Here is an 18,625-nt window from a genome sequence, read left to right on the forward strand (position 1 = left end):
CGAGGAACGAGCGGCGGATGGTAGACGCGGCACCACCACCCACCCCGACCACCCAACGCAACCACACGCCGTCGAGCACAAGAACCACGGTTCTACCTCGCGCCACCACGGTTCTACCTCGCGCGACCAGGGGTCTACCTCGGGCCACCAGGGGTCTACCTCGGGCTACCAGGGTTCTACCTCGCGTGGCCGGGTTCCACCTCGGTGGGGGTGGGTTTCTACCGCGGGGGCGGGGCGGTGCTCGCGCGCTCGACGAGGCGGGTCGGGACCAGGCGGGTGCCGGTCTCGTAGACGCCCTCGCGGACCTGCCGGAGCACCTGGTCGACCAGCCGACGCCCGACCTCGGCGAAGTCCTGGTGGACCGTCGTCAGCGGGGGCAGGAACTCGCTGGACTCGGGCAGGTCGTCGAACCCGACGACGCTCACGTCCTCGGGCACGCGCTGGCCGGCGTCGTGCAGGGCGCGCACGAGCCCGAGGGCCATCTGGTCGTTGGCGACGAAGACCGCGGTGACGTCGCCGCGCTGCGCGAGGCGCAGCCCGGCCTCGTAGCCGGACGACGGCGACCAGTCGCCCCGCTCGATCGGCGGCACCTCGCGACCGGCCTCCTCGAGCGTCGCGCGCCAGGCGGAGGTGCGGCGCTCCGCGGCGAACGAGAGCGCGGGCCCGGCGAGGTGGTGCACCGTCTCGTGGCCGAGGTCGAGCAGGTGCTGCACGGCCTGGCGCGTGCCGTCGGCCTGGTCGGTGTCCACGACGGCGTAGCTCTCGCCGGCGTCGGAGTCCGCGACGACGACCTGGACGCCGGGCGGCAGGCTGACCCGCGCGACGTCGAGGAGGTGGACCTCCATGAGCAGGATGATCGCGTCGACGGCGAGCTCGCCCAGGCGCGTGAACGCGCCGTGCACGCCGTCCTGCGTCGGCGCGGCGACGGGGATGACGGTGATGGCGTAGCCCTCGGCGGCTGCGGACGTCGCGATGGCCTCGAGCGTGCGGACGTTCCCCGTGGTCGCGAGCGAGAAGAGGATCACGCCGATGGTGCGGAAGGAGCCGCTCTTGAGCGCGCGGGCCGCACTGTTGGGGCGGTAGCCGAGCTCGGTCATGGCCTCGAGCACGCGAGAGCGCGTCGCCTCGACGACGCCCGGGTGACCGTTGGAGACGCGGGAGACGGTCTGCGCGGAGACCCCGGCGACGCGTGCGACGTCGGCCATCGAGACGCGCCGTGCCGTGCGGACGGCAGCTCCCCCGGTGCGCGTCAGGGCGGGGGTCTCGTCGTCGAGCCCGTCGGTCATGGCGTCCTCGTCCTCGTGGTGTCGGCACAGTACCTGGGCCGGACCGGCATCGTGGCCGGTCACGGACCAGCCTAGGCGATGTTTGCGTAAACACCGAACCTCGTGCCATGCTCATGTTTACGCAAACAACGGCGACGCCCGATGTCGCCGTCCCCCGATGACGAGGACCACAGCATGACGACGACGTCCCCACCCGTGGCGGGGCACCGGCCACCGGTCGGCGCTCCTTCGTCCCTCCCGGCACGGCGCCGACGGCGCTCGTGGACCGGCTGGGGCTTCGTGGGGCCGTTCATGGCGGTCTTCGCGCTCGTGTTCCTCGCGCCGATCGCGTACTCGATCTACCTCAGCCTGTTCCGCACCCAGATGGTCGGCGGCACCCAGTTCGTCGGGTTCGAGAACTACGCGCGTGCCTTCTCCGACCCGCAGTTCTGGTCGGGCGTGTCGCGCGTCGGGCTGTTCCTCGTGGTCCAGGTGCCGATCATGCTCGGCATCGCCCTGCTCGTCGCCCTCGCGATCGACTCGGGCCGGCTCTACGGCCGCAACTTCTTCCGGATCTCGATCTTCCTCCCCTACGCCGTCCCGGCCGTCGTCGCGACGCTCATGTGGGGCTTCATGTACGGGACGCGGTTCGGCCTCGTCGCCAACATCAACGACGCGCTGGGGACGTCGATCGCCAACCCGCTGTCCCCGGACTGGGTGCTGCTGTCGATCGGCAACATCGTGACCTGGGAGTTCGTGGGCTACAACATGCTCATCTTCTACTCGGCGCTGCGCGTCGTGCCCACGTCGCTCTACGAGGCGGCCGAGCTCGACGGTGCGTCCCAGTGGCAGGTCGTGCGGGCCATCAAGATCCCCGCGATCCGCGGCTCGCTGGTCATCGCCACGATCTTCTCGATCATCGGCTCGTTCCAGCTCTTCAACGAGCCGAGCATCCTGCAGAGCCTCGCGCCGAACGCCATCACGACGTACTTCACCCCGAACCTGTACGCGTACTCGCTGTCGTTCTCCGGCCAGCAGTACAACTACTCGGCGACCGTCGCCATCATCATGGGCGTCCTCACGATGATCGTGGCCTACGTCGTCCAGCTGCGCGGCATGCGCAAGGAGGCCTGACGATGACCGCCACGACCCCCTCGACCCCGGCGGTCCCCGCCGCCTCCCGCACGACGGCGAGCACCACGACGCGCAAGCCCGTCCGCCTGCGCTCGCGCGCCCCGCACAGCGTCGCCCGCCCGCGCCGCAGCGTCCTGATGACCGTCCTGGCCGGGATCGTCCTGCTCTACGCGCTCGTGCCGCTCTTCTGGCTCGTCGTCAACGCGTCCAAGACGCAGTCGAGCCTGTTCAGCTCGTTCGGCCTGTGGTTCAGCGGCGACTTCGCGCTGTTCGACAACATCGCGCGCACGCTCACGTACGACGGCGGCATCTTCGGTCGCTGGTTCGCCAACACGCTCCTTTACGTCGTGCTCGGCGCCGGCGGCGCGACGTTCCTCGCCGTGCTCGGCGGCTACGCGCTCGCCAAGTTCGACTTCCCGGGCAAGCGCGGCGTCTTCGCCACGGTCATCGGCGCGGTCGCCGTCCCGGGCACCGCGCTCGCCGTCCCGACGTTCCTCATGTTCAGCCAGATGGGGCTCACGAACACGCCGTGGGCCGTCATCATCCCGTCGCTGATCTCGCCGTTCGGCCTCTACCTCATGTGGGTGTTCGCCGCGGAGTCGATCCCGACGGAGCTGCTCGAGGCGGCGCGCATGGACGGCTCCAGCGAAGGCCGCACCTTCTTCCAGGTCTCCCTGCCGCTGCTCGCGCCCGGGATCGTCACGGTCCTGCTCTTCACCATGGTCGCGACCTGGAACAACTACTTCCTGCCGCTGATCATGCTCAAGGACCCCGACTGGTACCCGCTGACGCTCGGCCTCAACGCATGGAACGCGCAGGCCGCGACCGCCGGCGGCGAGGCGATCTTCGACCTCGTGATCACCGGCTCGCTGCTGACGATCCTCCCGCTCGTCGCCGCCTTCCTGCTCCTCCAGCGCTACTGGCAGTCCGGCCTCGCGGCCGGCTCCGTCAAGGAGTGACGCGCGCCCGCGTCGTCTCCACGCCCCGCACCACCCCAGACACCCACCCCGCCCGATCCGTCTGACGACGAAGTGAGAGGAACCCTCATGTCCATCCGTACCACCCGCGCCCTGCGCGCCGTCGCCGCCACCGGCGTCGTCGCGCTCGCCCTGGCCGCCTGCAGCTCCGGCGGCGGCAACGACTCCGGCGCGGACGCCGGCTCGGCCGACGACGTCGCGGCGGCACTCGAGGAGGGCGGCAGCCTCACGGTGTGGGCCTGGGAGCCCACGCTCGAGCAGGTCGTCACCGACTTCGAGGCGAAGTACCCGAACGTCGACGTCGAGCTCGTCAACGCCGGCACGGGCAACGACCAGTACACGGCGCTGCAGAACGCGATCGCGGCCGGCAAGGGCGTGCCCGACGTCGCGCAGGTCGAGTACTACGCGCTGCCGCAGTTCGCGCTCTCGGACGCCGTCGCCGACCTGTCGTCGTTCGGCGCCGACGAGCTCGACGGGACGTTCACGCCCGGCCCGTGGAGCGCCGTCCAGGAGGGCGAGGGCATCTACGGCCTGCCCATGGACTCCGGCCCGATGGCCCTCTTCTACAACGAGGAGGTCTTCACGCAGCACGGCGTCGAGGTGCCGACGACGTGGGACGGCTTCGTCGAGGCGGCGCGCGCCCTGCACGCGGCCGACCCGAACGTGTACATCACCAACGACACGGGCGACGCGGGCTTCACGACCTCCCTCATCTGGCAGGCCGGCGGCCAGCCGTTCCAGGTCGACGGCACGGACGTGACCATCGACCTCGCGGACGAGGGCAGCACGCAGTTCGCCGAGACGTGGCAGACGCTCATCGACGAGGACCTCCTCGCTCCGGTCAGCTCGTGGAGCGACGAGTGGTACCAGGGCCTCGGCAACGGAACCATCGCGACGCTCGCGATCGGCGCCTGGATGCCCGCGAACCTCGAGTCGGGCGTGCCCGACGGCGCCGGCAAGTGGCGCGTCGCCCCGCTCCCGCAGTGGGAGGAGGGCGCGTCGGCGAGCGCCGAGAACGGCGGCTCCGCGCTGTCCGTGCCGGCCGCGAGCACGAGCCAGGCGCTCGCCTACGGCTTCCTCGAGTACGCGAACGCGGGCGACGGCGTGCAGGCGCGCGTCGACGGCGGCGCGTTCCCGGCCACGACGGCCGAGCTCGGGTCGGACGAGTTCCAGGGCTACGAGTCCGAGTACTTCGGCGGCCAGAAGATCAACGAGGTCCTTGCGCAGTCCGCCTCCGACGTCGTCGAGGGCTGGTCGTACCTGCCCTTCCAGGTCTACGCGAACTCGATCTTCAACGACACGGTCGGCCAGGCGTACGTCTCGGGCACGACCCTCGCCGACGGCCTGAAGGCCTGGCAGGACGCGTCCGCGAAGTACGGCACGGAGCAGGGCTTCACCGTCAACGAGTGACCTGGTCCCGCCGGGCGCCTGCCGGGGTGCCCGGCTGCCCCCCACGGTCGCGTGGTCGTGCCCCCGGCACGACCACGCGACCCCCACCGGCGGCGCACCGCGCCGTCCACCGCTCTGCGAGCATCTGAGGAGCCTGCATGTCCACCCCCACCCCGTTCCGCTGGCTGCGCCGTCCCGGGCCGCACACGCCGCCGGGCGAGCCCACGGCCTCCCGGCCGGCCGACGCGTACGCGCCGTCGGGCCTGTCCTACGGCGCGGACTACAACCCGGACCAGTGGTCGCGCGAGGTCTGGGACGAGGACGTGCGCCTCATGCGCGAGGCGGGCGTGACGGTGGTCTCGCTCGCGATCTTCTCGTGGGCGCGGATCCAGCCGACGGAGCACACGTGGGACTTCGCGTGGCTCGACGAGATCATGGACCTGCTCCACGCGAACGGCATCACCGTCGACCTCGCGACGGCGACGGCCTCGCCGCCGCCGTGGCTCACGACGAAGCACCCGGAGATCCTGCCGCAGACGCGTACGGGCGAGACGCTGTGGCCCGGCGCGCGCCAGCAGTGGCGCCCGACGTCGCCGATCTTCCGGTCGCACGCGCTGCACCTCGTGGAGCGCATGGCCGAGCGGTACGGCGACCACCCGGCGCTCGTCGCCTGGCACGTCTCCAACGAGCTGGGCTGCCACAACGTCGACGACTTCTCCGACGACGCCGCCGCGGCCTTCCGGGCCTGGCTGCGCGAGCGCTACACGACCCTCGACGCGCTGAACGACGCGTGGGGCACCGCGTTCTGGTCCCAGCGGTACAGCGCGTGGGAGCAGATCCTGCCGCCGCGCCTCGCGGCGTCGCACCCGAACCCGACGCAGCAGCTCGACTTCAAGCGCTTCTCCTCCGACGCGCTGCGGCAGTACCTGCGCGCGGAGGCAGAGATCCTGCGCCGCATCACGCCGGACGTCCCCGTGACGACGAACTTCATGGTCATGGGCGAGACGAAGGGCATGGACTACGCCGCCTGGGCCGACGAGCTCGACTTCGTCTCCAACGACCACTACGTGCTCCCCGGGCCGCAGGCCCTGGACGAGCTGTCGTTCTCCGCGAACCTCACGGGCGGCATCGCCCGGCACCGGCCGTGGTTCCTCATGGAGCACTCGACGAGCGCGGTGAACTGGCAGCCCGTGAACGTCGCGAAGAAGCCGGGCGAGCTCGCGCGCGACTCGCTCACCCACGTGGCGCACGGCGCCGACGCGGTCTGCTACTTCCAGTGGCGCCAGTCCGCGGCGGGCGCCGAGAAGTACCACTCGGGCATGCTCCCCCACGCGGGCGAGCACTCGCGCCTGTTCCGCGACGTCGTCGCGCTCGGCGCCACGCTGCGCGACCTCGCGCCCGTCGCGGGCAGCGACCAGAAGCCCGCGCGCGCCGCGATCGTCTTCGACTGGGACTCGTGGTGGACGAGCGAGCTCGACTCCCACCCCACGGACCGGCTGCGCTACCGCCAGGAGGCGCTCGACTGGTACTCGGCGTTCCTCGCGCTCGGCGTGCGCGCCGACGTCGTGCCGACGGCCACGGACCTCGCGGGGTACGACGTCGTCGTGGCGCCCGTGCTGCACGTCGTCCCGGCCCACCTGCGCGACCGCCTCACGGCGTTCGTCGAGGGCGGCGGCCACCTCGTGACCACCTACTTCTCCGGCGTCGTCGACCAGGACGACCACGCGTGGCTCGGCGGCTACCCGGGCGCGCTGCGCGACCTGCTCGGCATCCGCGTCGAGGAGTTCGCCCCGCTGCTGGACGGCGAGAGCGCGACGGTCGAGCTCGCCGGTGAGCAGCTCGAGGGCACGCTGTGGACCGAGCCCGTCGACGTCGTCGACCCGGACGTCGAGGTGCTGGGCTGGTACAAGACCGGCGAGCAGGCAGGGCGCGCCGCGGTGACGCGCCGCACGGTCCGGTCCGGCGACAGTGCGGGCTCCGCCGCGTACGTCTCCACGCGGTTCGGCCGCCTCGGCCTCGTCCCCGTGCTCGCACGGCTGCTCGACGACGCGGGCGTGCGCAGCGAGCTGCCCGCCCTCGTCCGCGGCGACGTCGAGCTCGCCGTGCGCACCGACGGCACCGACGACTTCTGGTTCCTCGTCAACCGCACGGCACGCCCGGTCGAGGTGCCCGACGTCGCGGGCGACGTCCTCGCGGGCCGTCGCCTCGCGGCGTCGGGCCCGGCGAACGGCGCGCTCCTGCTCGAGCCGCGCGGCGTCGCCGTCGTCCGCCGCCCGGCCGAGACGACCCCGCCGCGGTAGAACCACGGTCCCGCCGAGGTCGGGGCCGTGGTCACGCCCGTCGCGACCACAGCCTCGACCTCGCGCCACCGGACCGCTACGGCGGCCGACAGATCCCCCGCGGGAACGACCCGCACCCGGTGCACCCCGCCGGTTCGCAGCGACGCGAAGGAGGTGGCTCAGGGATGAGCCCGACCGACACCGACACGACCACGCGGGGTGGACCACCCGGTCCGCGCCGTCCGAGCCGCCCGGGAGGTCGGGCAGCCCACGGGACGGGAGCACGACTGGTGGCCGGCCTCGGCGCCGGGGCGCTCGTCGCGGCCTGCGCGCTCGCCGCCCTCCCCGCCCAGGCCTCCCCGCTCGGCGCGGCGGCCACGGGTGCGGTGCCGACGGCGGCCGCGGCCGACGTCGCGGGCGTCACCGTGACGCCCGACCCGTCCTACGCGGGCGCGCCGTTCGAGGGCTGGGGCACGAGCCTCGTGTGGTTCGCCAACGCCACGGGCGACTACCCGGACGAGATCCGCGAGAAGCTCGCGGACATGGTGTTCGGGGACGAGGGCCTCAACCTCAACATCGCGCGCTACAACGTCGGTGGCGGCAACGCGCCCGACGTCCCGGACTACCTGCGTGCCGGCGGTGCCGTCGACGGCTGGTGGAAGGCGCCCGAGGGCACGACGCGTACCGACGTCGACTGGTGGGACCCCGAGAACCCGGACCACTGGGACGCGGACGCGGACGCGACGCAGCGCTGGTGGGTCGACCGCATCAAGGACGACGTCACGCACTGGGAGACGTTCAGCAACTCGCCGCCGTGGTTCATGACGGTGAGCGGGTACGTCTCCGGCGGGTTCAGCTCGACCGCGGACCAGCTCAAGACGGAGAGCATCGACGACTTCGCCGCCTACATGGTCGGGGTGACCGAGCGCCTCGAGGACGCGCACGGCATCGACGTCGACACGATCGACCCGTTCAACGAGCCCAACACCAACTACTGGGGCACCCAGCTCGGCGCCGACGGCAACCCGACCGGGGGCCGCCAGGAGGGCGCCCACATGGGCCCGGCGCTCCAGGCCAAGGTCGTCCCGGCGCTCGCCGCGGCGCTCGAGGGCTCCTCGACCGACGCCGTGATCTCGGCGATGGACGAGACGAACCCCGGCACGTTCGCGGCCAACTGGAACGCGTACCCGCAGGCGGTCCGCGACCAGGTCTCGCAGCTCAACGTCCACACCTACGGCACGGGCCAGCGCACGACGGTCCGCGACATCGCCAAGGGCGAGGACAAGCCGCTGTGGATGAGCGAGGTCGGCGGCAACTGGAGCTCGACGGGCCAGGACTTCGAGACCATGGAGTCCGGCCTCGGCAGCGCGCAGCACATCGTCGACGACCTGCGCGAGCTCGAGCCGAGCGCGTGGGTGTTCTGGCAGCCGGTCGAGGACTACGCCAACATGGCGCCCGGCGGCGAGAGCGCGAACGGCATGAACTGGGGCGAGATCCAGATCCCGTTCGACTGCACGGCCGAGGACACGCTCGAGACGTGCCCGATCTACACGAACACGAAGTACTGGGCGACCCAGAACTTCACGCACTACATCGAGCCGGGCGACTCGCTGATCCGCTCGGACGACGCCAGCAGCACGGCCGCGGTGTCGGCCGACGGCACGTCCGCGACGGTCGTGCACGTGAACGCCACGAAGGCCGAGCGCGCCGTGACGCTCGACCTGTCGAAGTTCGGTGCGGTCGGGTCCGATGCGACCGTCACCCCCGTGGTCACGAGCACGGCCGGCTACCTCGTCGAGGGCGAGCCGGTGGCCGTCACGCCGGGTACGGACGGCCCGAGCGCGACGCTCGTCGTGCCGGCCGAGTCCGTGACGACGTTCGTCGTCGACGGCGTCTCCGGCGTCGCGGACGACGCCGCGCTCGTCCAGGACGGTCACGCGTACCGCCTCGACGGCGTGCAGGCGGACCGCTCGCTCGCGCCGTCGGCGTCGGGCACGGGCGTCGTGATCCGCACCGACGCGCCGGTCACCGAGCAGGCCTGGGAGCTCACGGCGCTCGGCGCCCCTGAGGGCTCCGGCACGCACCGCACGCGCTACGCCGTGACGAACGCGGCCACGGGCGGCCAGCTCGCCGTCGCGGCCGACACGTCCGCCGTCCTCCAGGACGCGCCCGCCGACGTCGCGGACACCCCGCTCGCCGCGCAGTGGATCCTCTCGACGACCGGCGACGGCACCTTCACGCTCGTCAACGCGTCCTCGAAGACCCTCCTCGAGGTCGGCGGCCAGGCGACGGCGGACGGCTCGCCCGTGGGCACGTATCTCGCGAACTCGGGCGTGAACCAGCGCTGGCGGATCGTCGACGAGACGGTCCTCGGCACCGAGCCCGTCCAGGCGTTCACGACGCCGGGCACCGCGCCCGCGCTCCCCGCGACCGTCACGCCCGTCTACCGCGACGGCGCACGGGGCGCGCTCCCCGTGACCTGGGACCTCCCGGACGACGACGCGTGGGCCGAGGCCGGCACCGTCGAGGTCGCGGGCACGGTGGCGACCCCGACCGGCGGCGAGGTCGCCGCGACGGCGACCGTCGTCGTCGACGAGCTCACCTCCACGCTCCCCGCCCGCGCCAAGGCGTACGCAGGCGGCACCCCGGCCCTGCCCGCGACCGTCACGGCGGTCGCGACCGGCGGGGCCGAGGTCCAGCGCCCGGTGACGTGGGACGAGGCACCCACAGGCGCGTACGACGCCGTCGGGGTCGTCGAGCTCACGGGCACGGCCGACGCCGGGGCGGGCGACACGCTCCCGGCGACGGTCCGCGTCCAGGTCACCGAGGCGGCGTCCGCCAACGGCGCGCTCGCCGCGGGCACGACCGCGAGCGCGACGTTCACCGAGCCGGGCTACGCCGTCGGGGGCGTCGTCAACGGCAACCTCACGGACAAGGCCTGGTCCAACTGGGTGTCGGGCACCAAGCGGACGTCCGACACGCTCACCGTCACGCTCCCGGCCGACCGGGACGTCACGGGCGTGGTCACGCGGTTCTGGAAGGACGGGTCGAGCGCGAGCTGGGCGCAGTCCGTCCGGCTCCAGGCCCTCGTGGGCGGCACGTGGACCGACGTCGGCGCACCGGTCACGGTCGACGCGTCGCCCGACGGCCCGGCGCCGGCCGTCGAGATCCCGGCGGACGTGCGGACGTCGTCCGTGCGCGTCGTCCTCACGGCGCGGGCGAACACCCACATGGTCGTCTCCGAGATCGAGGTCCTCGCCAAGGTGCCGGGCACGGGGAGCGACGCCACGGCGTCGGGCGTCACCGTGGACGGCGAGCCTCTCGCCGGGTTCGACCCCGCGGTCACGGCGTACGACGTGCCCGTCGCGGGCGAGGTGCCCGCCGTCGAGGCGGTCGCGCACGACCCGTACGCCACGGTCGCTGTCGAGGCCGCGGACGCCGTCCCCGGCACGACGACGGTGCGCGTCACCGCCGAGGACGGGACGGAGCAGGCGTACGACCTGCGCTGGACAGCAGACGCCGGTGCGGCGCCGGTGACGGCCGTCGCCGAGACGCGGTGCCTGGCCGGCAAGGTGTACGTCGCGGTCCGCGCGACGAACGACGGCGACGCGCCGCTCGACGTGACGCTCGCCACACCGTACGGCACGCGGACGTTCACGGGCGTCGCCCCGGGCGCCAGCGCGTACCAGTCGTTCGCGTCGCGCGCGGCGTCCGTCCCCGCCGGGACGGCCGTCGTGACGGTCGACGGGTTCGAGCCCGTCGAGGTCGCGTTCGACGCACGCACCTGCTGAGCCGTCCGGCCCCGCCACGGGCCCGGTCGACGTCGTCCGCGACGTCGGCCGGGCCCGTCGCCGTCCGGCGGACCGGCACCCGGGCCCGTGTCCGGTCAGAAGAGATCCGCGCCACGCGACGGATCGCAGAGCGAGCGTCGGCGGGGCCGCGTACCGTGTCCCGGGTGCCCGGCACCGTGCCGGGACGAGGAGGAGCGCACCACGGTGACCCCGACGACGAGCGGCGACGTCCTGACGACGAGCGGCGGCACGCGCTGGACCATGCGAGGCGAGATCGACGCCGCGGTCCAGGCCCGGCGCGAGGACGAGCTGCTGCGGATCGCGCAGTCCGCGAACGAGCGCATCCACGTCGACCTCGGTGACGTGACCTTCATGGACTCGGGCGGCCTGCGGCTGCTCTACCACGCCGCGACCGCGGGCTCGGGAGCTCCCGTCCTGGAGCGCGTCCCGCGCCGCGTCCGCGACCTGCTGGAGCTCAGCGGGGTCGTCGACCTCTTCGAGCTCACGAACGACCCGACCGGCGAGGACGACGCGTGAGCGTCGAGCACGCCGCGGTCCCCGTCGGCTTCGTCGAGATCGGCTCCTGGCCGCTGCGCGGCCTGGGCGACCTCGCGACGCTGCGCGAGGGCCTGCACCGCCTGCTCACCGGCGGGCCGCTCCCGCCGGACCGCGCGCTCGAGGCGACGCCGGAGCGCGTCGTCCTGGTCGCGAGCGAGCTCGCCACCAACGCCCTGCGCCACGGCCTGCCGCCCACGCGCGTCCGGCTGCTCAGCGACGGGCGCGAGCTCGTCGTCGACGTCGTCGACCACTCGCCGGACGCGCCGGTGGTCGCCGGACGCCGCTCGCCGGGCGCGGGCGGGTTCGGCCTCGTGCTCGCGCAGCGGGCGTCGACGGCCGTCGGCTGGTGCCGGGCCGGCACGGGCGAGAAGCACGTGTGGGCGCGGTTCGACGTCCCGGTCTTCCGCGCCGGGGCCTCGGTGCGCAGCGCGCTCCTCCCCGTCGGCTGACCGCCGACCCGGCGCGACCGCCTCAGGCGTCGCGACGCACCAGGAGCAGCGTCGCGTCGTCGGCGGAGCGCGGGTCGCGAGCCGCGGTGACGATGCCGTCGACGTCCACGTCCGGTCCCGTCGAGAAGACCGCCGCGAGCCTGTCCAGGCCGTCCCGGATCGACTCTCCCCGCCGCTCGATCAGACCGTCGCTGTAGAGCACGAGCGCACCCCCGCGCGGTACCTGCACGTGCTGGACGGGCGGGACCCGGTCGACGAGCCCGAGGGGCGGCACGCTCGCGCTCTCGGTCCAGGCGGTGCTGCCGTCGGGGCCGACGACGAGCAGGGGCGGGTGGCCCACCGACACGTGCTCGACGACGCCGCTCACCGGGTCCAGCAGCGCGACCGCGAGCGTCGCGAGCTCGCCCGGCAGCGTCCAGCGGGCGACCTCGCCCAGCCGCGCCACCGCCTCGACCGCCGATCCCGTGCTCACGAGCGCCGCGCGCAGCGTCGTGCCGAGCTGGCCCATCGTCGCGGCCGCCTGGAGCCCGTGCCCCGTGACGTCGCCGACCACGAGCGCGAGCCGGCCCGAGGGGAGCACGAGGGCGTCGTACCAGTCGCCGCCGACCAGGCCGGTGCCGGCGGACTCGTAGCGGGACTGGAGGGTCCACCCCGGGACGTCGGGCAGGAGCGCCGGCAGGAGGCTGCGCTGGAGCTCCTCGGTCGCGCGCACGGCCTTGCGCCCGCGCAGGTACAGCGCCTCGACGAGGTGGCCGCGCAGCGACGTCGCGACGTCGGTCTGGTCCGACGTCCACGGCGCGCTCTGGCCGCTCACGACCTCGCGCCAGCGCTGGAACGACTTGCGCGGGCTGAGCCGCACCGTCTCTCCCTCGCGCTGCGCGATCGCCTTGTTGTACGGGTCGCCGCCCCAGTCGACGTGCCGCAGCACCTCGTCGCGCACCCACACGACGACCTGCCCCTCGGGCAGGACGATGCCCATCACGCCGGCGACGTCGGGCGCGAGCGCCGCGACGTCGGGCGCGTCGCGGCCGAGCGCCTCGGTCGCCACGAGGTCCTCGTCGTGGCCGAGCACCCAGGCCACGAGGGCGCGGCACCCGTCCTCGTCGGGCACGTTGCCGACCTTGATGAGGCCGCCCTCGGCGACGACGATCGCGCCGTCGGCCCGGACGAGGCGCCGCAGCCACCCCGAGCGGGTGAGCGCGGTGCCGATCGGGACGCTCTCGTCGCGGCTGTCGGCGGCCAGGTGGGCGAGGACGCCCTCGGCGCGCCGCACCTCGGCCTCGCGCTCGTCCTCGGCCTGGGCGACGAGCCGCACCGAGAGGGCGGACCCCAGGAACTCCGCCGCCGTGCGCACCTCGTACGGCGGCTCGTGCGGGCCTGCGTAGTGGTGGCATGCGATGAGCCCCCACAGCCTGCCCTCGCGCAGGAGTGAGATCGACATCGACGCGCGCACGCCCATGTTGCGCAGGTACTCGAGGTGGATCGGCGAGACGCTGCGCAGCGTGGAGTACGTGAGGTCGAGGGGCGCGCCCGTCGTCGGCAGCAGTGTCGGCACGATCGGCTGCGGCTCGTAGTCGACGTCCGCGATGAGGCGGATCCAGTTCTTCTCGTACAGCGCGCGGGCCTGCGGCGGGATGTCCGACGCCGGGTAGTGCAGCCCGAGGAACGCGTTGAGGTCCTCCCGGCGCGCCTCGGCGACCACCTCGCCGTTGTACGCGTCGTCGAAGCGGTAGATCATCACGCGGTCGAACCCGGTGAGCTCGCGCACGTGCCGGGCCGCGTCGTCGTACAGCTCGTCGAGGGTCGCTGCACGCTCGAGGTCGCGCAGCGCGTGCCGCACGGCGAGGTACGTGTTGGGGAACGTCAGGGGACGCGCGCCCGCGGCCGTCTCGAGCTCGACGACGAGCACGGGCTCGGTCTCGGGCCCGTCCGCGGGCAGCGGGGGCCGGTGGACCACGGCGTCCACGGACTCAGGTGCCCCGTCCCAGCGGGCGAGGGTCAGCGTCACGGGGTTGCGCGTCGCGAGGTCGCCGACGTTCGCGGCGTGGTCGAGCACCCGGCTCGCCGGGGCCGCGCCCAGCGCGTCGGCGAGCGGGCGGCCGGCGAGCTCCTCGGCGGAGGTCCCCAGGTATCGTCCGACGTTGGCCGACGCCTGGAGCAGCACGCCGTCCGACTCGCGCACGACGAGCAGGACGCCGCGCGGCTGGATCATGCCCGGCACGTGGATGGGCTCGCGCGCGCAGTTGTCGAGGTCCACCGCCTCGCCGGGCGCCAGAAGCTCCGGCTCGTCGACCGTCCTGGTCACGTGGTCCTCCGTCCGAGTCGCCGCACTCAGACAAGATGCCGCGTGCGGGTCGACGGACCACCTGGGCTCGAGGATCCTGGTCGAGTGCCTCAGGCTACCGCGCCCGGGGCTCCGGACCCGACCCGGCCCCGGCGTCGTGACGCCGAGCGGCGAGGTGACAGGCCCCGCGTGAGCGACGCCACGGAACTCCGAGGTAGCGTCGTTCGTCGGACGAGCGGGGCCCCGGACCGCCCGCCCGGCCCCGACGACCAGAAGGTGACCCATGAGCACGACGACGACCCCGATCTTGCGCGCCACCGGCCTCGCGGCCGGCTACGGAGGGCCCGACGTCGTGCACGGCATCGACCTCGACGTCGTGCCCGGCGCCCCGCCGGTCGGGATCGTCGGCGAGTCGGGGGCCGGCAAGTCCACGGTGGTCCGGGCGCTCGTCGGGCTCGTGCGGCCGACGGCCGGCCACGTCACGTACGCCGGGCGGACCGTCGCCAAGCTGTCGCGACGGGACAAGAAGCAGTTCACCGCCGACGTCCGGCGCGTCTCGCAGGACGGCCTCGCGGGCATCGGCATCGACCCGCGCTGGACCGTGGACCGCACGCTCTCCGCGGCGCTCAAGGACGCGCGGCGCGCCGGCCGCCCCAGCGGGCGGTCCGTCGAGGACCTGCTCGGCGACGTCGCGCTCGAGCCCCGGTACGCGCCGCGCACCATCCACTCGCTCTCGGGCGGGGAGAAGCAGCGCGTCGCGCTCGCCGTCGCGCTCGCCACGCGCCCGCGCGCCCTCCTGCTCGACGAGCCGCTCACCGCCGTCGACCCGGCGATGCGCGGCGACGTCGTGCGGCGCCTCGCCGACGCGACCGCCGAGCTCGGCACCGCGGTGCTGCTCGTCTCGCACGACCTGGAGCTCGTCGAGCGGATGTGCCCCTCCGTGCACGTGCTCGCCGACGGGACGTTCGTGGCCTCCGGGGCGCTGCGCGACGTCTTCGCCGGCACCGCCCCCGGCGCCGACCACCCGGCCGTGCGGGGGCTCGCGGAGGCAGCACCGCTCGCCGTCCAGCGCTTCCGCTGACGCTCCGGAGAACTCGTCGGCGGTGCGTGTCGAAAACCGGGGGACGCCGTCCGACGTCAGGGTGAACGCGCCTTCACGACACTAGGGTCGAGGAGGCACTCACCGAGGAGGAACGTCATGCGGGTCATGGTCATGATCAAGGGCAGCGGGGCCGACGAGGACAAGATCGCCCCCACGCAGGAGATGCTCGCCCAGATGGGCGCGTACAACGAGGAGCTCGTCAAGGCGGGCATCATGCTCGACGGCCAGGGCCTCCAGCCCACCGCCAAGGCCGCGCGCGTCGTGTTCAGCGGGGGCGAGACGTCGGTCGTCGACGGTCCGTTCACCGAGTCCAAGGAGATCGTCGCCGGGTACTGGATCTGGCAGGTCTCCTCGCTCGAGGAGGCCGTCGAGTGGGCCCGCAAGTGCCCGAGCGACCCCAGCATGGGGCTCGAGGAGGTCCTCGAGATCCGGCCGATCTTCGAGGTCGAGGACTTCGGCGCCGAGTACACGCCCGAGCAGCGCGAGAAGGACGAGCGCCTCGCCGAGCAGATCCGCGCCCAGCAGGGCTCCTGAGGGTCACCAGGGCGAGCACGGGCACGGCGATGACCGACGTCTCCCGCACCGTCGAGGCCGTGTGGCGCATCGAGTCGCCACGGCTCGTCGCGGGCCTGGCCCGGACCCTGCGGGACGTCGGCCTCGCCGAGGAGGTCGCCCAGGAGGCGTTCGTCGCCGCGCTCGAGCAGTGGCCCGAGCAGGGCGTCCCCGCCAACCCCGGCGCGTGGCTGACGACCGTCGCGCGCCGCCGCGCCGTCGACCTGGTCCGCCGCGAGCGCACGCGCGACGAGAAGTACGCGCGGCTCGCGGCGGGCCTCGCCGCGCCCGGTGCGGGGTCCGGTGGGGGGACGACGACGGTCGCGCACCCGGGCGACGGCGGCGCGGTCCTCGTGGGGTCGGTCCCGGCCCCCGACGCGATCGTCGACGACCCCGTGGGCGACGACCTGCTCGCGCTCGTCCTCGTCGCGTGCCACCCCGTGCTGCCGCGCGAGTCCCGCGTCGCGCTCACGCTGCGCCTCGTGGGGGGCCTGACGACGGACGAGATCGCCCGCGCGTTCCTCGTCCCGTCCGCGACCGTCGGACAGCGCATCTCCCGCGCCAAGCGGACGCTCGCGGAGGCGAACGTCCCCTTCGACGTCCCGCAGGCCGGCGAGCTCGCCGCCCGCGTGCCCGCGGTGCTCGAGGTCGTGTACCTCGTCTTCACCGAGGGGTACGCCGCGACGTCGGGCGACACGTGGGTGCGGCGCGAGCTCGCCGAGGACGCCATGCGGCTCGGCCGCGTGCTCGCCGGGCTGCTGCCGGGCGAGCCGGAGGTGCACGGGCTCGTCGCGCTCATGGAGCTCCAGGCGTCACGGTTCGCGGCCCGCACCGGTCCCGACGGCGAGCCCGTGCTCCTCGAGGACCAGGACCGCGCCCGCTGGGACCGGCTCCTCGTGCGGCACGGCCTCGCCGCGCTCGACCGCGCGCTCGCGCTCGGCACCCGCGCCGGGAAGGCGCTCGGCCCCTACTCGCTCCAGGCCGCGATCGCCGCGTGCCACGCGCGCGCCGCGACCTGGGCGGACACCGACTGGGACGCGATCGTCGCGCTCTACGACGCGCTCGCGTCCGTCGCGCCCTCCCCCGTGGTCGAGCTCAACCGCGCCGTGGCCGTGGGCTACGCGGACGGTCCCGCCGCCGCGCTCGCCGTGCTCGACGCCGTCGCGGACGACCCGCGGCTCGCCCGCCACCACCTCTACGGCGCGGTCCGCGGCGACCTCCTCACCCGGCTGGGCCGGCACGCCGAGGCGGCGGACGTGCTCGAGCACGCCGCAGGCCTCGCCCCGACCCGCCACGAGCGCCAGCTCCTCCTGGGACGCGCCGCCGCGGCGTCGTCGTCGGCCGACCCGCGCCCCGCCTGAACACCGCGCGATCAAGACCCGCGGTCGCGCGAGGGAGAACGCGTGCCGGGCGAGACAGAACCAGGGTCGCAAGAAAGACCGGTCGCGCGAGCTAGCACCCTGGTCCCGCGAAGTAGAACCCTGGTCCCGCGAAGTAGAACCCTGGTTCTTGTGCTCGACGGCGCGTGGTGGGGTTTGGGTGGTCGGGGTGGGTGGTGGTGGTGCCGCGTCTACCATCCGCCGCTCGTTCCTCGCGGCTCCCGCCAGGCCCGCCACGACGCGGCACCACCACCCACCCCGACCGGCCTCGTCTCCCCCTGGCCAGGCTCGCGCGAGCGACTGCCCGCGGCGTCGGGTCTGCCCCCCGCTCAGCGGGACCCCACCGCCGTCGGGCCGACCACGGTTCTACCTCGGCCAACCACGGTTCTACCTCGGCCGACCGGGGTTCTACCTCGTGAGGATCGTCTCGATCGCGGCGGTCTCGTCGTCCGCGAGCGCCGGCGCGGAGAGCGCGGCGACGTTGTTCTCGAGCTGACGGACGCTGCTCGCGCCGATGAGGGCGGACGTGACGCGGTCGTCGCGGAGCACCCAGGCGAGGGCGAGCTGGGCGAGCGTCTGGTCGCGGCCGGCGGCGATCTCGTTCAGCGCGCGAGCCTGCTCGAGGTAGGACTCGTCGAGGTTCTGCTCGGACAGGAACGGGGAGTCGGGGCGTGCGGCGCGCGACCCCTCGGGCGCGGAGCCGGAGAGGTAGCGGTCCGTGAGCAACCCCTGCTGGAGCGGCGAGAACACGATGGTGCCGACGCCGAGGTCGCCGACGACGTCGAGCAGCGACTCGCCCTGGACGCCGTCGTACCGGTCCTCGTGCGCGGGGTCCTCGACGTGACGGTTGAGCATCGAGTAGCTGGGCTGGTGGATGAGCAGCGGGGTGCCGAGGTCGGCGAGGATCGCGGCGGCCTCGCGCGTGCGGGACGGCGAGTAGTTGGAGACGCCGACGTAGAGCGCCTTGCCCTGCTGGACGGCGTCGTGCAGCGCCCGCATGGACTCCTCGAGCGGCGTGCTCGGGTCCGGGCGGTGGTGGTAGAAGACGTCCACGTAGTCGAGACCCATGCGCGTCAGCGACTGGTCGAGCGACGAGAGGAGGTACTTGCGCGAGCCGCCGTCGCCGTACGGCCCGGGCCACATGTCGTACCCGGCCTTGGAGGAGATGACGAGCTCGTCGCGGTACGCGCCGAGGTCCTGGGCGAGGTGGCGGCCGAAGTTCTCCTCCGCGGAGCCGTACGGCGGGCCGTAGTTGTTGGCCAGGTCGAAGTGCGTGATCCCGAGGTCGAAGGCGCGGCGCAGGACGGCGCGCTGCGTCTCGAAGGGGTTCACGTCGCCGAAGTTGTGCCACAGTCCGAGCGAGATCGCGGGCAGGTCGAGGCCGCTGCGCCCCGTCCGGCGGTAGGTCATGGTGTCGTAACGGTCGTCGGCGGCGACGTAGCGCGGGGCGAGAGGCATGGAGCCAT

General features: G+C 73.6%; 13 protein-coding genes. 10 read left to right on the top strand and 3 right to left on the bottom strand.

The window, feature by feature from the left end; all coding sequences use genetic code 11:
* Positions 1-218 precede the first annotated feature (218 nt).
* Positions 219-1,286, bottom strand: coding sequence for a LacI family DNA-binding transcriptional regulator (locus ACFWH7_RS07485; RefSeq protein ID WP_378215848.1), 1,068 nt, complete (start codon positions 1,284-1,286; stop codon positions 219-221).
* A gap of 174 nt (positions 1,287-1,460) precedes the next feature.
* Here ACFWH7_RS07485 and ACFWH7_RS07490 point away from each other — a divergent pair, with 174 nt between their 5' ends.
* The 7 genes from ACFWH7_RS07490 to ACFWH7_RS07520 all read left to right on the top strand — a co-directional run bounded on the left by ACFWH7_RS07490 (position 1,461) and on the right by ACFWH7_RS07520 (position 11,842).
* The gene (locus ACFWH7_RS07490; protein ID WP_053369523.1) at positions 1,461-2,399 is read left to right on the top strand and encodes a carbohydrate ABC transporter permease; all 939 of its coding nucleotides are present in this window, start codon (positions 1,461-1,463) and stop codon (positions 2,397-2,399) included.
* Positions 2,400-2,401: 2 nt separating this feature from the next.
* A complete protein-coding gene (locus ACFWH7_RS07495) occupies positions 2,402-3,358 on the top strand; it encodes a carbohydrate ABC transporter permease (protein WP_378215849.1) in 957 nt (318 codons plus the stop codon).
* An 87-nt stretch (positions 3,359-3,445) separates the two neighbouring features.
* Positions 3,446-4,786 carry an ABC transporter substrate-binding protein gene (locus ACFWH7_RS07500; protein WP_378215850.1) on the top strand — a complete coding sequence of 447 codons (1,341 nt, stop codon included), beginning with the start codon at positions 3,446-3,448 and terminating at the stop codon, positions 4,784-4,786.
* Between the two features lie 137 nt (positions 4,787-4,923).
* Positions 4,924-7,065 carry a beta-galactosidase gene (locus ACFWH7_RS07505; RefSeq protein ID WP_378215851.1) on the top strand — a complete coding sequence of 714 codons (2,142 nt, stop codon included), beginning with the start codon at positions 4,924-4,926 and terminating at the stop codon, positions 7,063-7,065.
* Between the two features lie 269 nt (positions 7,066-7,334).
* The gene (locus ACFWH7_RS07510; protein ID WP_378215852.1) at positions 7,335-10,835 is read left to right on the top strand and encodes an Ig-like domain-containing protein; all 3,501 of its coding nucleotides are present in this window, start codon (positions 7,335-7,337) and stop codon (positions 10,833-10,835) included.
* Between the two features lie 204 nt (positions 10,836-11,039).
* Entirely contained in the window at positions 11,040-11,372 is a 333-nt protein-coding gene (locus ACFWH7_RS07515; protein WP_378215853.1) for an STAS domain-containing protein, read from the top strand.
* Positions 11,369-11,842 (top strand): ATP-binding protein, encoded by a 474-nt coding sequence (locus ACFWH7_RS07520; protein WP_204539925.1) that lies wholly within the window; start codon positions 11,369-11,371, stop codon positions 11,840-11,842. The genes ACFWH7_RS07515 and ACFWH7_RS07520 overlap by 4 nt, the downstream gene beginning before the upstream one ends.
* A 22-nt stretch (positions 11,843-11,864) precedes the next feature.
* Here the strand turns inward: ACFWH7_RS07520 and ACFWH7_RS07525 are convergent, their stop codons facing one another.
* Entirely contained in the window at positions 11,865-14,147 is a 2,283-nt protein-coding gene (locus tag ACFWH7_RS07525; protein WP_378215854.1) for a SpoIIE family protein phosphatase, read from the bottom strand.
* A gap of 262 nt (positions 14,148-14,409) precedes the next feature.
* On the opposite strand from ACFWH7_RS07525, the gene ACFWH7_RS07530 reads away from it, so the two are divergent.
* The 3 genes from ACFWH7_RS07530 to ACFWH7_RS07540 all read left to right on the top strand — a co-directional run bounded on the left by ACFWH7_RS07530 (position 14,410) and on the right by ACFWH7_RS07540 (position 17,141).
* Complete coding sequence (locus ACFWH7_RS07530; protein ID WP_378215855.1) at positions 14,410-15,207, top strand: ABC transporter ATP-binding protein; 798 nt, start codon at positions 14,410-14,412, stop codon at positions 15,205-15,207.
* A 117-nt stretch (positions 15,208-15,324) separates the two neighbouring features.
* Complete coding sequence (locus ACFWH7_RS07535; RefSeq protein ID WP_171467481.1) at positions 15,325-15,762, top strand: YciI family protein; 438 nt, start codon at positions 15,325-15,327, stop codon at positions 15,760-15,762.
* 29 nt (positions 15,763-15,791) lie between these two features.
* Positions 15,792-17,141 (top strand): RNA polymerase sigma factor, encoded by a 1,350-nt coding sequence (locus ACFWH7_RS07540; protein ID WP_378215857.1) that lies wholly within the window; start codon positions 15,792-15,794, stop codon positions 17,139-17,141.
* 426 nt (positions 17,142-17,567) lie between these two features.
* On the opposite strand, the gene ACFWH7_RS07545 is transcribed toward ACFWH7_RS07540, so the two are convergent.
* Entirely contained in the window at positions 17,568-18,617 is a 1,050-nt protein-coding gene (locus ACFWH7_RS07545; RefSeq protein WP_378215858.1) for an aldo/keto reductase, read from the bottom strand.
* Positions 18,618-18,625 lie beyond the last annotated feature (8 nt).

It is taken from the genome of Cellulosimicrobium cellulans (assembly GCF_042723955.1).
In the GTDB taxonomy this organism is placed as follows: domain Bacteria; phylum Actinomycetota; class Actinomycetes; order Actinomycetales; family Cellulomonadaceae; genus Cellulosimicrobium; species Cellulosimicrobium cellulans_H.

Excerpts from the sequence above, each read along its gene's own strand:
- ACFWH7_RS07490 (WP_053369523.1), top strand. The coding sequence starts at position 1,461 with ATGACGACGACGTCCCCACCCGTGGCGGGGCACCGGCCACCGGTCGGC.
- ACFWH7_RS07535 (WP_171467481.1), top strand. The coding sequence starts at position 15,325 with ATGCGGGTCATGGTCATGATCAAGGGCAGCGGGGCCGACGAGGACAAG.
- ACFWH7_RS07505 (WP_378215851.1), top strand. The coding sequence starts at position 4,924 with ATGTCCACCCCCACCCCGTTCCGCTGGCTGCGCCGTCCCGGGCCGCAC.
- ACFWH7_RS07500 (WP_378215850.1), top strand. The coding sequence starts at position 3,446 with ATGTCCATCCGTACCACCCGCGCCCTGCGCGCCGTCGCCGCCACCGGC.
- ACFWH7_RS07530 (WP_378215855.1), top strand. The coding sequence starts at position 14,410 with ATGAGCACGACGACGACCCCGATCTTGCGCGCCACCGGCCTCGCGGCC.
- ACFWH7_RS07545 (WP_378215858.1), bottom strand. The coding sequence starts at position 18,617 with ATGCCTCTCGCCCCGCGCTACGTCGCCGCCGACGACCGTTACGACACC.
- ACFWH7_RS07485 (WP_378215848.1), bottom strand. The coding sequence starts at position 1,286 with ATGACCGACGGGCTCGACGACGAGACCCCCGCCCTGACGCGCACCGGG.
- ACFWH7_RS07495 (WP_378215849.1), top strand. The coding sequence starts at position 2,402 with ATGACCGCCACGACCCCCTCGACCCCGGCGGTCCCCGCCGCCTCCCGC.
- ACFWH7_RS07540 (WP_378215857.1), top strand. The coding sequence starts at position 15,792 with ATGACCGACGTCTCCCGCACCGTCGAGGCCGTGTGGCGCATCGAGTCG.